The 14,896-nt window shown below is 64.5% G+C and carries 12 protein-coding genes; 6 read left to right on the forward strand and 6 right to left on the reverse strand.

What is annotated here, in order from left to right; genetic code table 11:
• The first annotated feature begins 69 nt into the window (after positions 1-69).
• The 3 genes from D002_RS13285 (at position 70) to D002_RS0102960 (ending at position 5,660) form a co-directional block, all read left to right on the forward strand.
• A protein-coding gene (locus tag D002_RS13285; protein ID WP_155996075.1) for an IS3 family transposase occupies positions 70-1,247 on the forward strand; the annotation gives its coding sequence in 2 pieces (ribosomal slippage) (positions 70-337 and positions 337-1,247; 1,179 coding nt in all).
• Positions 1,248-1,499: 252 nt separating this feature from the next.
• The gene (gene mfd / locus D002_RS0102955) at positions 1,500-4,970 is read left to right on the forward strand and encodes a transcription-repair coupling factor (RefSeq protein WP_018140421.1); all 3,471 of its coding nucleotides are present in this window, start codon (positions 1,500-1,502) and stop codon (positions 4,968-4,970) included.
• Complete coding sequence (locus tag D002_RS0102960) at positions 4,971-5,660, forward strand: CsiV family protein (protein ID WP_018140422.1); 690 nt, start codon at positions 4,971-4,973, stop codon at positions 5,658-5,660.
• Between the two features lie 52 nt (positions 5,661-5,712).
• Here D002_RS0102960 and D002_RS0102965 read toward each other — a convergent pair whose 3' ends face one another.
• Genes D002_RS0102965 through D002_RS0102975 form a run of 3 tightly spaced genes read right to left on the reverse strand, consistent with a single transcriptional unit; the run spans position 5,713 to position 8,361 of the window.
• On the reverse strand, positions 5,713-6,678 hold the full coding sequence (locus D002_RS0102965; RefSeq protein ID WP_018140423.1) for a S49 family peptidase: 966 nt from the start codon (positions 6,676-6,678) through the stop codon (positions 5,713-5,715).
• A gap of 10 nt (positions 6,679-6,688) precedes the next feature.
• A complete protein-coding gene (locus D002_RS0102970) occupies positions 6,689-7,387 on the reverse strand; it encodes an HAD-IA family hydrolase (RefSeq protein WP_018140424.1) in 699 nt (232 codons plus the stop codon).
• Positions 7,384-8,361, reverse strand: coding sequence for an RluA family pseudouridine synthase (locus D002_RS0102975; protein WP_026181475.1), 978 nt, complete (start codon positions 8,359-8,361; stop codon positions 7,384-7,386). Before D002_RS0102975 ends, D002_RS0102970 begins: the two co-directional genes overlap by 4 nt.
• Positions 8,362-8,796: 435 nt before the next feature.
• Between D002_RS0102975 and D002_RS0102980 the strand changes: the two genes are divergently transcribed.
• Positions 8,797-11,754, forward strand: coding sequence for an Rne/Rng family ribonuclease (locus D002_RS0102980; RefSeq protein WP_018140426.1), 2,958 nt, complete (start codon positions 8,797-8,799; stop codon positions 11,752-11,754).
• A 135-nt stretch (positions 11,755-11,889) separates the two neighbouring features.
• Here D002_RS0102980 and D002_RS0102985 read toward each other — a convergent pair whose 3' ends face one another.
• The gene (locus D002_RS0102985; RefSeq protein ID WP_026181476.1) at positions 11,890-12,381 is read right to left on the reverse strand and encodes a low molecular weight protein-tyrosine-phosphatase; all 492 of its coding nucleotides are present in this window, start codon (positions 12,379-12,381) and stop codon (positions 11,890-11,892) included.
• A 122-nt stretch (positions 12,382-12,503) separates the two neighbouring features.
• On the opposite strand from D002_RS0102985, the gene D002_RS0102990 reads away from it, so the two are divergent.
• Together D002_RS0102990 and D002_RS13025 are read left to right on the forward strand one after the other, a co-directional pair.
• The gene (locus D002_RS0102990; RefSeq protein ID WP_018140428.1) at positions 12,504-13,775 is read left to right on the forward strand and encodes a flagellar hook-length control protein FliK; all 1,272 of its coding nucleotides are present in this window, start codon (positions 12,504-12,506) and stop codon (positions 13,773-13,775) included.
• Between the two features lie 4 nt (positions 13,776-13,779).
• A complete protein-coding gene (locus D002_RS13025) occupies positions 13,780-14,136 on the forward strand; it encodes an EscU/YscU/HrcU family type III secretion system export apparatus switch protein (RefSeq protein ID WP_018140429.1) in 357 nt (118 codons plus the stop codon).
• On the opposite strand, the gene D002_RS0103000 is transcribed toward D002_RS13025, so the two are convergent.
• Both D002_RS0103000 and D002_RS13290 read right to left on the reverse strand, forming a co-directional pair.
• Positions 14,131-14,568, reverse strand: coding sequence for a DUF2802 domain-containing protein (locus tag D002_RS0103000; protein WP_018140430.1), 438 nt, complete (start codon positions 14,566-14,568; stop codon positions 14,131-14,133). The two genes, D002_RS13025 and D002_RS0103000, sit on opposite strands and share 6 nt — an antisense overlap.
• Positions 14,569-14,703: 135 nt before the next feature.
• Complete coding sequence (locus D002_RS13290) at positions 14,704-14,892, reverse strand: hypothetical protein (RefSeq protein WP_081610804.1); 189 nt, start codon at positions 14,890-14,892, stop codon at positions 14,704-14,706.
• Positions 14,893-14,896 lie beyond the last annotated feature (4 nt).

Genomic DNA, 14,896 nt, shown 5'->3' on the forward strand with positions numbered 1-14,896 from the left:
GTGAGCTGGTCTAATTTCCGTGGACACCTCGTTAGGTGGGACGATACCCCCTGGACGAGGAGAACAACCATGGCACGCAAGCGCCGAAGTTTTTCAAGCGAATACAAGGAGCGCGTGGCCCGGATGGTGGTCGATGACGGTCTGGAGGTCTCGGTCGTATGCCGGGATCAGGATCTAGGCGAGACGGCCGTTCGCCGCTGGGTCGATCAGCTCAAGGCGGAGCGCAAGGGGCAACCGGGCGAGGGTCGGCCGCTGACGGCGGAACAACAACGGATCCGCCAGCTCGAGGAGGAGAACCGGCGGTTGAAGGAGGACAAGGAGCTGTTAAAAAAAGCGTCGGCCTTCTTCGCCCGGGAACTGAAGTGATGCATCGCTGCATCACGCGGTTGAGCGGAGAAGGCCCTGTCCATCGTCTTTGTCGGCTGCTGGGAGTGAGCCGGGCCGGCTATTACGCGGCGCGGGCGCGGGCCGAACGTCCAAGCGTGCCCTGCGCCGCTGGCGCTCACCTTGAGCGGGTGTTCGCGGCTTCCGGGCGAACCTACGGCAGCCGGCGTTTGGCAAAAGCCTTACAGGCGGATGGCACCGCCATGGGCCGTTACCGGGTGCGGACGCTGATGCGCGAGCGCGGCCTGCGGCCCGTCTGGCGGCGGCGCTTTGTGACCACCACGCAACGCGACGACCGGGCCCCTGTCGCCGAAAACCATCTCAACCGCGAGTTCACCCCGGCCGGACCGAACCAGGCGTGGGCGTCCGACATCACCTATATCCCAACCGCGACCGGCTGGAGCTACCTGGCGGTCATCCTCGACCTGTACTCGCGCAAGGTCATCGGTTGGGCCCTCGATCGGCAGATGCCGGCGAGCCTGACCTGCGAGGCGCTGCGCATGGCGCTGGAGCAGCGCCAACCGGAGCCGGGACTGCTGCTGCACTCCGACCAGGGTTGCCAATACACCAGCGCCGCCTGGCGGCGGCTACTGGCCCGGCACCAGATCCAGGCGAGCATGAGCCGCCGGGGTAACTGCTGGGACAATGCCGTCGTCGAGCGCTTCTTCCTGAGCCTCAAGACGGAACGCGTCTGGCAGCGCCGCTACGCGAACCACGGCGAGGCGCGGCGGGATATCGCGGACTACATCGCTCGGTTCTACAACACCGTTCGCATCCACTCGACGCTGGGCTACCTGCCTCCCAGCGTCTACGAGCAACCAACGGCAGCCAATCCACCTAACGCGGTGTCCGAAATCACTTGACCGCCACAGTGGAGGGCCGCATAGGTCTACTGCTGGCGCCGTGCATCCGCAGCGCTCACCCGCCAACTCTTCACCCTAAAACCCTTCCCGCCTTCCAAACTTCCTGTAAATCGCGGTTGACCTCGCCCTTCTCCGTGACCTCCGTGTCCTCTGTGGTGAATCACCCTTGACCTTCACATGGCCGATCGCGCACCTGTGGGGCGGAATCCGTATAATCTCGGCCCTTCTCCGCAGCCCCCAAGCACACGAAACATGTCCGATCCACGGCGAAATCCGCTCCATCCTGGTCGTTTGCCCGGCTCCGGCTTCGAGGTGTGGTCAGGCCTGAATCCCTCCGCGGCCACCCTGGCCCTTGCCCACAGCGCAGCCGAATTCAGCGGACCGATACTGGTCATCACCGCATCCAACGAGGCCGCCGATCGCTGGCAGGAAGAGTGGGAGTTCTTTGCCGGGCATCACGACCTTCCGCTGATGCGCCTGCCGGACTGGGAAACCCTGCCCTTCGATGTCTTTTCCCCGCACGAGGACATCATCTCCGAGCGCCTGCGCACCCTGTATCACCTACCGAGCCTGGAACGCGGGATCGTACTGATGCCGGTTTCCACGCTGATGCAGCGCCTGCCCCCACGAGACTGGCTGACCACCCAGGGGCTTTCGCTGCGCACCGCACAGCGTCTGGATCGCATGACCCTGCGCGAGAATCTTGCCAACGCCGGATACAGCGCCGTCCAGCAAGTGATCAGCCATGGTGAATTCGCGGCGCGAGGCGAGATCCTCGACCTGTTTCCGATGGGGGCCGACGAGCCCGTCCGGATCGAGTTCCTGGACGACGAGATCGACTCCCTGCGGCGCTTTGACACCGAATCCCAGCGTTCCACGGAACGGGTAGAACAGCTCGAAATCCTTCCCAGCCACGAATTTCCGCTGAACGATGAGTCCATCCGCGAGTTCCGAACCCGCTATCGGGCCCAGTTCGCCGGCGACCCCTCCAGCCACCCAATCTACCGTGACATTAGCGAGGGACTGGTCCCACCGGGTATCGAGGCCTACCTCCCCTTGTTCTTCGAACACATGGACACGGTTTTCGACTACTGCCCCAAGGCACAGGTCGTCCAGGTTGGAGACATTGCAGGCGCTGCGGAAGACTTCGCGCAGGAGATTCGGGACCGCTTTGAGCAACTCAGCCATCAGTACGACCGCCCCCTGCTGAATCCAGAGCGGCTGTATCTGGATACCAATGGGCTCGGAAGCGCCCTGCGCGAGTACGCCGGGATTGCCTTGGGCGATCCTGCAGCCCCCCTTCCGGCCGAGCGCGGCGCGAATATTCCATTCGATTGCACCCCACTTCCCGAGTTGGGGCTTCAGCAGGGCAAGGACGACGCGGCCCAGCGCCTGAAGTCGTTCGCCAGCGAGCAACCGCGCCTGCTGCTAACGGCCGAATCCGCCGGCCGCCGCGAGGCCCTGCTGACCTTACTGCGGGATCAGGGCGTTGCCCATCACTCCGTCGATGACTGGGCGCACTTCCTCACCGCCGAACCCGGTCTGTATGTCACCGTGGCGGCGCTAAGCGAGGGATTCGTACTGCCGGATGGCATCGCGGTCGCTCCAGAGGCCGCGCTGCTTGGAGAGCGGGCGCGCCAGACGCGCGGGCGTAACCGCAGCACCCGTGATGCCGATGCCGTCATCCAGAACCTCAGCGACCTGACCATGGGCGCACCGGTGGTCCACGAGGAACAAGGCGTCGGCCGTTACCTGGGACTGCAGACGCTCGATTTCAATGGCCAACCTGCGGAGTTCCTGACCCTCGAATACGCCGATGGTGCAAAGCTCTATGTCCCGGTTTCGTCCCTGCACCTGATCAGTCGTTACACCGGCGCGGACGCCGAGCATGCCCCCCTGCATCGACTGGGCAGCGAGCAATGGGACAAGGCCCGCAAGAAGGCTGCCGCGAAAGCACGCGATGTCGCCGCCGAGCTCCTGGACATTCATGCCCGACGCGCTGCCAAACAGGGAACGGTTTTCGCAACCGACACCTCCGAATATCACGCGTTTGCGGCCGGCTTCCCGTTCGAGGAGACCCTGGACCAGCAACAGGCAATCGACGCGGTTTTGGACGACATGGCCGACACCCGTCCGATGGACCGCGTCGTCTGCGGCGATGTGGGCTTCGGCAAGACCGAAGTGGCCATGCGCGCCGCCTTTGTCGCGGTACAAAACCAAAAGCAGGTCGCGGTACTGGTCCCCACCACGCTGCTCGCGCAACAACATCATCAAAATTTCACCGACCGGTTCGCGGACTGGCCGGTCGAGATCGAATCACTGTCGCGCTTTCGCAGCAGCAAGCAACAGGCAGCCGTGCTGGAGGGGCTCAAAGACGGCAAGGTCGATATCGTAATCGGCACCCACAAGCTGCTGCAGGCGAATCTGAATTTCTCCAACCTGGGTCTGGTGATCGTGGACGAAGAACAGCGCTTCGGGGTCCGTCACAAGGAAGCGCTCAAGAAACTGCGCGCCGAGGTCGACATGCTGACCCTGACCGCCACCCCGATCCCGCGCACCCTGAACATGGCGCTGGCCGGCCTGCGCGACCTGTCGGTGATCACCACACCGCCGCGCGAACGCCTGGCGATCAAGACCTTCGTCAATGAATGGAACGATGCGATCATCCAGGAGGCCTGCCTGCGCGAGATCCGCCGCGGGGGCCAGGTGTACTTCGTGCACAACGAGGTGAACACCATCGAACGCACCGCGCAGCGTATACAGGAATTGCTGCCAGGAGCCCGCGTGGGTATTGCACACGGGCAGATGCGCGAACGTGAGCTGGAACAGGTGATGCTCGATTTCTATCACCGACGCTACAACATCCTGGTGTGCACGACCATCATTGAGACCGGCATCGACGTTCCCACCGCCAACACCATTGTGATGAATCGGGCGGACAAGCTGGGGCTGGCCCAGATGCACCAGCTGCGCGGTCGCGTCGGACGCTCCCACCACCGCGCCTACGCTTACCTGGTTACGCCACCCGAAAAGGCGATGACCGCCGACGCGAAGAAGCGCTTGGAGGCCATCGCGTCACTTGAGGACCTCGGGGTGGGCTTCACCCTGGCCAGCCACGACCTGGAGATCCGCGGAGCCGGCGAACTACTGGGCGACGAGCAGAGTGGCCAGATTCACGAGGTCGGCTTTTCGATGTACAACGACTTGCTCAACCGCGCGGTGAACGCCCTGCGCTCCGGCAACATGCCGGAACTGGACGCGCCTGAGGCTACAGGGACCGAGGTCGAACTCGGATTGCCCGCCTTGCTGCCATCGGCGTATGTCCCCGACGTGCATACGCGCCTGATCCTCTACAAGCGGATCAGCTCGGCGGCCTCATCCGAAGCGCTGCGCGATCTGGAGATCGAACTGGTGGATCGTTTCGGGCTGTTGCCCGATGCCGCCAAGGCCTTGTTCGAGGCCGCGCGTCTGCGTCTGAAACTGACGCCGCTCGGCATCCGCAAGCTGGAGCTGGGCCCCGCCGGCGGACGCCTGGTTTTTGGTCCCAGTCCCAATCTCGACATCGCGGCCCTGATCCAACTGGTGCAATCCGATCCACAGGGGTACAAACTGGATGGCCAGAAGGCCTTCCGCTTCTTTGCCGAGATGGAGACCCTGGAGGCCCGGGCGCAGGCCGTACTGCGTCTTTTAAATACCATTAGCCCCGAACAACAGGCCGCCTGAATGTCCGACCACGCCCCGAACACCCCGAACCCTCTGCGCCGCCGCGTCCTCGCGGGCCTCACTGCCCTCCCCGTCGTCGGCTTGGGAAGCCCGGCGATGGCCCAGGCCGGTCGCGAATACCGTATCGAACTGGTGATCTTCGAACACCGCACCGATGAAAGCCGCCGGCTGCAGATGGAGCTGGCCGCTCCCCGGGAGCCCCGTTTCGGAGAATCCGAGCTCGGCGGTCGCGTCTACCGTACCTCGCGGCGGGGCTTCGAACTGCAACGGGCGGCGGGCCGAGTGGAGGATTCCGGCACGGGTCGCGTCCTCGCGCGTCTGGCTTGGGACCAGACCGGGCGCGACCACGCCTCGTCACCGTGGCTGCGTGTACAGGAAGGGCGTCGTCTGGGGGCACGCACATTCGTGCAAGACGAGCCCGGCCCTCTCACCCCACGCGCCCTGGTGGAGGACCAGCACGCTCGATTCGAGCTGGAGGGACGGTTGCGCATCTGGGTCGGACGTTTTCTGCACCTCGAAACCGACCTGATCTATCACGTCGATGAACCGCGCGACGATCAGCCACCACGCTCCGTCGTCGTGCGCGGCAGTCAGCGCATGAACTCCGGGGACGACCTCTTCTACCTGGACCACCCCATTATCGGCATGATTGCGCGCGTCACCCGTATCGACGAGGGGCGTCGCAGCTAATAGAAGCGAGCGATCCGCCCCGCTTTGGGGCGGCGTACCACTCGATGACGCGTCACCGCCACTGCGGCGTGGTTTCCCAGCTCATCCATTGCTGGAACGCGGCCATCCCCAGATCCTCAAACAACAGCTGCAAGGCAGTTCGCCGCGGCTTGAAGACCACCAGCTTCTCCACACCAACGACGTCTCGGGCCACACTGCGGTCCGTCCCCAGGCCGTCAATCAGCCCCAGCTCCAGCGAGCGATCCCCGGTCCAGATCAGGCCATTGAACAGGTTGTCGGACTCGTTCAGGCGGTCACCGCGACCACTGCGCACGACGTCCACGAATTGTTGGTGAACGCCCTGCAGGACACCGTCGAGGTGGTCCACATGGTCGGTGTCGAGCGGCAGAAATGGGTCCAGGAAGCCCTTGTTCTCGCCCGAGGTGAACAAGCGGCGCTCGACGCCGATATTCTCGATCAGGTCCACTAACCCAAAGCTATCCATGCGTACACCGATCGAGCCGACCATGCTGGCCTGGCTGGCGTAAATCTCGTCGGCCGCGACCGCGATGTAGTACGCCGCCGAGGCGCCCACGTCACCAATCACCGCATAGACCGGGATATCCGCGTGCTTCTCCTTCAGGCGCAGGATCTCGTCATGGATATTCGCAGCCTGGACCGGGCTACCACCGCCGCTGTTGATGCGCAGCATCACCGCCTGGGTGCCCTTGGCCTCGAAGGCCTCGTTCAGCACCTTGGAGATGTCTTCCGCATTGGCCGAGGCACTGGAGGCGATCAGCCCTTCGACCTCCACGACCGCCACATGGTCGCTCGGCTCACGATCGCTCTCGAACAGGCCGGCCAGGCCCATGTCGCCGCCGCGTACAAGAATCAGAAGCGCGACCAGATAAAAGAAAAACAACAGCTTGAAGAAGATCCCCCAGCGCCGTGCCCGACGCTGCTCGATCACCTGGGCCTGAACCAGCTTTTCAAGCGTTTCACGTTCCCAGCCCGGTTTGTTCTCGTTCGCCCAGCCCATCTTGATTCCTTTATTCGGTTTCGCCTTCGGCCTGCCGGAAGACGTCTAACAGGGATTCCAGATCCGGTTGCATTCCCAGCGGCGCTTCCTCGCGTAGCCGTTCCGGCGAATGCACCCCGTGGGTCACCGCCACTGCTGGCACCCCGGCATGACGCGCCATCTGCAGATCATAAACGCTATCACCGACCATGCGGGCTCGCGCACGGTCGACGCCCGCGCGATTCATCACATGTTCCAGCATCGCCGGGTTGGGCTTCGACGGGTGTTCGTCACCGGTCGCCGTCGCCACGAAGCGACGTGCCAGACCGGTTGCCTCCAATGCCTGATCCAACCCGCGGCGCGATTTGCTGGTCGCCACAGCCAACAGGACATCGCGCGCCTCCAGCCAGTCGAGGAGCGGCGCCACTCCCGGAAACAGCGGCGTCTCCGGCGCATCCTCGGCGCCCAGGTAACATTCGCGATAGGTCTCCGCGAACTGGCGCACGAAGGCATCATCCGCCTGTGGATAGAGCTCGCGTACGGCGGCGTCCACACCAAGGCCGATGATGTTGCGCAGCGCAGCTTCATCTCGCACGGGCGCCCCGATCTGCCCGGCAGCCCGCTGCAGGCAGTGGACGATCCGGCGGGGCGAATCCATCAGGGTCCCGTCCCAGTCGAACACCACCAGCCGCAGGGCATTCTCCGCTGGTGGCAGGAGAGGTGTATTCATGCGTCGTCGTCGCCCGCGTCCAGGCTCGCCAGAACCGCCACCAGCTCGTCCGGCAGCGGCGCCGAAAAGATATGTTGTTCGCCATCCGCTGACTGGTACCCCAATGCCTGGGCATGCAGAAACAGGCGCTTCAACCCGTGCCGCCGCAACAACCGATTGGCATCCGGGAGGCCGTAGTCGTGATCCCCTACCACCGGATGCCCGATCGCCTGACCATGCACGCGAATCTGGTGGGTACGTCCCGTGCCAATGCAAACCTCGGCCAGCTGGAACGCCCCATGGGTCTCCAGCGGCACAAAGACGCTTTGCGCCTCGCGTGGACGCCCGCCCTCGCCTTCAGGCTCGCCGGCGCTCATGCGGCGACGTCCGTCGTCCTGGCGGCCGCTGGTGATCGGGGCCGCACATTCGATCGGCTGGTCCTTGTCAAAACGGCCAACCAGCAACGCCAGGTAACGTTTCTCCACCCGCCCCTCGCGCAGCGCTGAGTGAAAGTCCTGCAGCGCCGCTCGGCGTTTCGCCAGCAGGAGACAGCCGCTGGTCTCCCGGTCCAGGCGATGGCCCAGCTCCAATTCGCAATCCGGCCGCAGCTGACGCATCGCCTCGATGATCCCAAAGGCCAGCCCACTGCCCCCGTGGACGGCGAGACCGGAGGGCTTGTCCAATACGAGAACATCGTCATCTTCAAAGATGATCGCCTGGCGCAGCCGTTCCAGCACCTTGGGCGGGATCTCGGCGGTGGCCGTTTCCGGCCGATCCAGATCGGGCACCTTCACCTCATTGCCCGCTACCAGCCGCTTGTGTGCCTTGGCACGGCGCCCATCCACCCGTACCGCCCCTTGGCGCACCAGGCGATAGATCAATCCTCGCGGCACGCCCTTCAGCTCGCGGAGCAGGAAATTGTCGAGCCGTTGCCCGTCACCCCGTTCGGTGACCTGCAAAGTACGAGGGCCGGAGGATTCACGCCTTGCATTCATGGCGCGGGATGCTACCCGAGCGGCGCGTCCCGGGCTACAACACACACCACACGCAATACCGAAAAAACTTGCCCATACGGGGGGTTATGCCCTACATTGGCGCACGGTACGTAGCCGCGTGAAGCGGGCCAAGTACCTCGAATCATCCGCCACTTCGACCCGCGAGCTGACAGCAGCTTCCGGTCGGAGGGCCATCGCCGAAAAGCGACACTGTGACACTATTTCTTCTAACCCAGTCCTGTCTCCCCGGCTTCGCCTCCCGCAGGCGACTAAACCCGTGGTTGCTGGTGAATACCTGGCTGGCGCGCTGGCTTGCGCTACGCGCCGCCGCTGCGAGCACGCGTGCGCAAGCGTTGCCGTGCCGCCGCTCCATCACCACTTCACGGGCTTTTGCTGTTACCGCCGGCTGGCAGGACGGCCTACCGAGTCCAATGCATGAAACGGATCCTGATCAATGCCACGCAGCCCGAAGAGCTGCGTGTCGCCATGGTCGACGGCCAGCGGCTGTACGACCTGGACATCGAACTGCCTTCGCGCGAGCGCAAAAAGGCGAACATCTACAAGGCCAAGATCACCCGCGTCGAACCGAGCCTCGAGGCTGCGTTCGTCAACTTTGGTGCTGATCGTCACGGCTTTCTACCGTTCAAGGAAATTGCCCATTCGGCGGTGGGTGGTCCCGCCGACAGCGACAAGCCGATCCGAGACTTCCTGAAGGAAGGCACCGAACTCCTCGTACAGGTCGAGAAGGAAGAACGCGGCAACAAGGGTGCCGCGCTCACCACCTATATCAGCCTGGCGGGCCGCTATCTGGTCCTGATGCCCAACAATCCCAAGGCCGGCGGCGTCTCGCGCCGCATCGAGGGGGAAGATCGTGCCTCCCTGCGTGACGCCCTCTCCGGCCTCAACATGCCCGAGGGCATGGGGGTGATCGCGCGCACGGCCGGGGTTGGCCGCAGCACCGAAGAACTCCAGTGGGACCTCGACTACATGACCGCCCTGTGGGCCGCCGTGACCGAGGCCGCCGAAAAGGCCAAGGCGCCGGCACTGATCCACCAGGAAAGCAACGTCATCATCCGCGCCCTGCGCGATCACATGCGCAACGACGTCGGCGAAGTCATCATTGATGACAACGACGTCTACCAGCAGGCCGAGGAATTCGTGAGCCTGGTGATGCCGAACAGCCTGCGCAAGCTCAAGCGCTACGACGACCCGGTCCCGCTGTTCAATCGCTATCAGATCGAGAGCCAGATCGAGAGCGCCTTCGATCGAGACGTCACCCTGCCCTCGGGTGGCGCCCTGGTGATCGATCACACCGAGGCCCTGATCTCCATCGACGTCAACTCCGCCCGCTCCACCAAGGGCGGCGATATCGAAGAGACCGCCTTCCACACCAACCTGGAAGCGGCCGAAGAGGTCGCCCGTCAGCTACGCATCCGCGATCTGGGCGGCCTGATCGTGATCGATTTCATCGATATGAACGCCAACAAGCACCAGCGCGAGGTGGAAAACCGGCTGCGCGAGGCGCTGGAGATGGACCGTGCACGGGTCCAGGTCGGTCGCATCAGCCGCTTCGGTCTGCTGGAGATGTCGCGCCAGCGCCTGCGCTCCTCGCTCGGTGAGTCCAGCCAGAACACCTGCCCCCGCTGCGAGGGCCATGGCCAGATCCGCAGCGTCGAATCTCTGGCTCTGTCGATCCTGCGCCTGATCGAAGAAGAGGCCATGAAGGACCGTACCGGTCTGGTCATGGGCCAGGTTCCGGTGGATGTCGGCACCTTCCTGCTCAACGAAAAGCGCGAATCGATTACCGATATCGAAGATCGCCACAAGGTCGACATCAGCATCATTCCCAATCCTCACTTCCTTACCCCTCGTTTCGAGGTCCGCAGGGTGCGGGGGGACGAGCGTGAGGAGGCCATCAGTGATCGCGGCTCCCACGAGCTGGTGGAAGCCGTCGAGGAAGAGACCACTCCGCACCACGAACGCCGTAGCAAGGTCGAAAAGCCGCTGGTGAAGGGTGTCAAGATGACGGGTCCCGCACCGGTCAGCGATTCCGCGACGGAAACGCCGGAACCGGAAGCGCGAGTACCCCAACCGGGCTTCTTTACCCGCATCTGGTCTTCTTTGTTCCCCAACGCCCGCCCAACCGAAGACGAACGCGAACCGGAAGCGTCCGGCAAAGCCGGTGGCCGACGCGGCGGTCCCAAGGGCGAAGGTGGCGGCGCCGGCAAATCGGGCGGCCGAGGGCGCGGTGGTAGCCAGAAAAAGGCAGCCGACAAGACCCAGGCTTCCAGCGAAGAGGCGGGCAATGCCAAAAAAGGTGCGTCCGACAAGCCTGAAGGTGGTGGCAAGGGGCGTTCTCGCCGCGGCAGCGGGGCGGCCAAGAAGGACACCAACGGCCGCAACGAGGCCGCAAAGGAGTCGCAGGACCGCAAGCCGGCTGCGAACGCCAAAGTCGACGACAAGTCCGCGGGCAAGCCAGCCGCACTTCAGGCCGACAACAAGTCGGCGGCGGAGCCCACAGGCGACAGCCCGTCCGAGCCCAATTCCAAGGGGCCGGAGAAGACCGAGGACGACGACGCCAACAAGGGCCGTACACGCAGCCGTCGGTCCCGTCGGGGCGGACGCCGTCGCGGCGGCCGGGGTCGTTCTGGGGGGGATCAATCCGGTGAAGCGGGGTCTGAGGCCGGGAATAGCAATCATCAGGACAACGATTCCGCGAATTCGCCGAATCAAGAGGCCCGCAAACCGGAATCCAACTCGGGCCCCGCTGCGACACCTGAAGCCACGAGCCCCAGCGACAACGCACCCGAGCCACGAGCCAAAACGAACGTGGCCGATAGTCCCGATCAGGCCTCTAGCCCCGAGGCATCGTCCGGCGAGCCCCCCAAGGGCGACGACACCGATGCGACGGGACCGGCCTCGCCGCGTCGAAGCCGAGGCGGCCGTAGCCGGAAGCCGGCGGCCGACAAGGCCCCAGCAGAAGCTCGCTCGGATGCGTCCGACACGTCTGCCGCGGCAGCGGACCCGGCTTCGGGCCAGAAAGCCGAACCCGCGTCCGTAACCGGAGCGGGTGCCGCGAGCGATCCGGCCTCGGAGAAGACGGGCAGCGCCGGCCCTGATGCCGCTGACACTCCAGCGAAGCCCCGCCGCTCACGGGCGAAGGCCCCGGCACGTGATGCCGATGCTAGTGCACCGTCGAACCAGTCCGAAGGCCAAACGCCGGGACCCAGCCAGCAGGCTGACCCTTCCGGCGATGCACCGAGCCCTTCTGGCCAGAAAGATCGTGATTTGGCGTCTACTACGGAGAGCAACGAGAAGCCCGCACAACGCGAGCCTCGCTCCGAACCGGCCGCCGAATCGTCCGATCCAGGGGAGCGCAAGGGCGGCGACTAAACGCCCGTCCAAAACGCAAAAGGGCCCGGCAATGTGGCGGGCCCTTTTGTTTTCTGAGCAGGTTCAATGACCACGAGTGGCGCCGCACTGCGCGGGCCGCGCAACCGTTCAAGCCCGGTTGTACACCCCCGTCCGTCAGGAAGCCTTCAGGGCACGATGGGTACGAATATGCTCCAGCAGGCCATCGGCCGCAGCCTCGACGAGATCCATCACGTGAACGAAGCCCTGATCGCCTCCATAGTACGGGTCCGGAACCTCGTGTTCGTCAAACTGCGGCGCAAAATCCAGAAAGCGCAAGAGCTCCGCACGCCCACCAGCGGGTCGAATATCTTCCGCATTCTGGTAGTTCGCATCGTCCATCGTCAGGATATAGTCGAACTCTTGAAAATCTTCGGGCTCAAGCTTGCGGGCCCGCAGATGCTCCAGGTCATAGCCTCGGGAGCGAGCCTCCTGGCGAGCTCGGGGGTCTGGCTTGGCCCCGATGTGATAACCCGCCGTACCGGCCGAGTCCACCTCGATGACATCCTCCAGGCCGTGTTCACGCACACGCGCCTCGAATACCCCATGCGCCATGGGTGACCGGCAGATATTGCCCAGACAAACCATCAATACGCGTATCTTCGCCATACATCCACACACCCGTCTCGAACGAGTGCTCAGGATAGCAAACCGACCGATCCCGAGTTCCCGTGCTTCTTGCACCACCCTTCTGTGTGCGATGCTGGAGTTTTCCATCGGCGGAGCATGCCATGGCCGACCTGAGCGGACCCCGTGTACCCGGCTGGATGGTGCCAGGCGCCAGCCCGGCAGGAACGGCGGCCAGCGAGCGGCTGAATCTGACCACCGGCACACGGGTTGAAGTCCGGGTGATTGAGGTGCTGGCTGATCGCGCGGTGCGGCTTCGGCTCGAGGCGCCCACGACACGCACGGGTCCTGGCACGCCATCAAAGCCCGTAGTCACTGCACAACTGGCGGCGGGCGCCCTACCTGACGCCCTGCTCAATCGAAGCGCGGCGGCGATACGCGCCCAGCCCATGCTGGCCGAGATCACCCGTACGGAACCCCGCCTGGAGGCACGCCTGATCCCGCTGGCCGCCGACCGGACCGAACCTCGGCCGAGCAGGAACGTAGCGGCGAATCCGGCCCAGCAATGGCTGGGCCAGGAGCTGCGCCATCAGTTGCCGGGCGCCCGCCCCTTGGCACAGGCCCTGCAAAGCCTGCTACCCAGCGCACTGGCGGCGGCGCGCCCCGATGGAGGCGCGGCGCCTGCTCAGCCCGCTCCACCCGCATTGCAGCGAATCCTTGAACAGCTCCCGGGCCCGGGGCAACTCGTGCAGCCGGACAAGCTCCGCCACCAGGTGCAACAGTCCGGTCTGTGGATGGAGGCGATGTTGGGACAGGCCGTACGCAGCACAGTCATCGCGCCCCAACTTGCCACCGATCTCAAGGTTCAACTCCTGCGTGCCGCCGATCAGCTGCGCCAGACACCGCCCCAGCCACGCATGGCAACGCCGACGGCTCCTGCAACACCCACGCCGGCAGTGACCACGACCCTGCCTTCCTTTACGGGGCTCCTGGAGGGATTGCTCAAGCGCGTGACGTCACTGCAACTCCAGTCGCTGCAGTCCTTTGCCAGTGATGAGCCCGGGAACAACCGCTGGTTCTTCGAACTTCCGTTTCGGGGCGAGCAAGGCATACACGGCATAATGGGCGAAATACGTGAGGGTTCCGGCGCCGAGCAGGAGAGCCAGAACCCCTGGTCCATCGTGCTGACCCTGGATCTGACCGAACTTGGTCCGACGCGGATCGCGGTCGCCTCACGCGAAGGGAATATGAACGTCCATTTCACGGCGAGCGAGCCCAACACGGTCGCGCGACTGCGCGAGCAGATGCCCGAACTCCGGGAACGCCTGGCTCAGAGGGAACTCAAGATTTCCGGGCTCTCGGTGCGCCAGGGCCCCGTCGACACCGACCCGAGACCGGCCTCCGGTGGGCCCCGCATGCTCGACGAACAGGCTTGAGGCCATGGAAGACAACGATTCACGCTCATCGGCCCAGGACTCATCAGGCAAGGGCTCAAACGCCGATCGCACCACCCGCGCAGTGGCCTTGGAATGGGACCGCCGAAAGGCACCACGCATTACCGCCGCCGGGTCGGGGCTGACGGCGGATGCGATCCTGAAGATCGCCGAAGAACACGGAATCCCCCTGCACCAGGACCCCGGTCTGAGCGAGGCCCTTGCGCAGATCCCGCTAGGCAGCGAGATTCCCGAAGAGCTCTATGTGGCCGTTGCGGAGATACTGGCGTTCGTGTTTCTGCTGGCCGGCATCACTCCCGACGACCGAGAAGATGGCTACCGCGGGCCCGGACCGCGATCATGAATACCCGCTTGACCCGCTCCCGGCGGCAGTTCCGGAACCGTGTAGGCTGAACAGGAGATCGAGTTCGGTGGTGGTGAGTCCGCAGCGGCGACGAACCTCTTCCCGCCCCTGCCCCTCCTGGATCAACCGAATCGCCTGCTCATAGGCGCCGCTGTCGCCATCGCGGGCCCGCAATTCGCTGTGCTGGTCATGCAGGCGCTCGAGGGCACGCTGAACCGAGGCCTGTGCCTGACCATGCGTCGCAACCCCCTCGGACAAGGCCTTCATCGCGCCCTGCAATGCCATCACCGAGGTTGCCTGGCGCTGGTAGTCCACGCGCAGCGCGGCCAGCTGCCGGCGCAACAAGATCACCACACCCACTGCGAAGCCAGCCACCACAGTGGCCAACAACGCAATCAATGCAGCCAGCCAGACCAGTAATCCCTCACCCATTTCGCACTCTCTCCTGGCACCCAGGGCTCGACGATTGTCGCGTGAATCATGCCCAAATGACCAGCCATACGGGCGATCGATACTCCACGGGGAATTTTTGGCGGTGAGGATCGGCTCTTACCAGGACAACACCGCTCAGGCGTAGTCGTCGATCAGGCCCCGCCTGGGGGGCGGACGCTCGTCCTTGCGCGGAGGGCGTTGCTGAGTCGGGCGCACAGCGGGCCGGAAGACGGGATCCCGATCATGGTCATCGCTCAGGCGCCGCCCGGGAACGGTTGTGTGAACCGGGCGCACGGTCCGGTCCGGCTGGAGTTCATCGACCATGATT

It is taken from the genome of Thioalkalivibrio sp. ALJ7, from assembly GCF_000376865.1.
GTDB lineage: Bacteria > Pseudomonadota > Gammaproteobacteria > Ectothiorhodospirales > Ectothiorhodospiraceae > Thioalkalivibrio.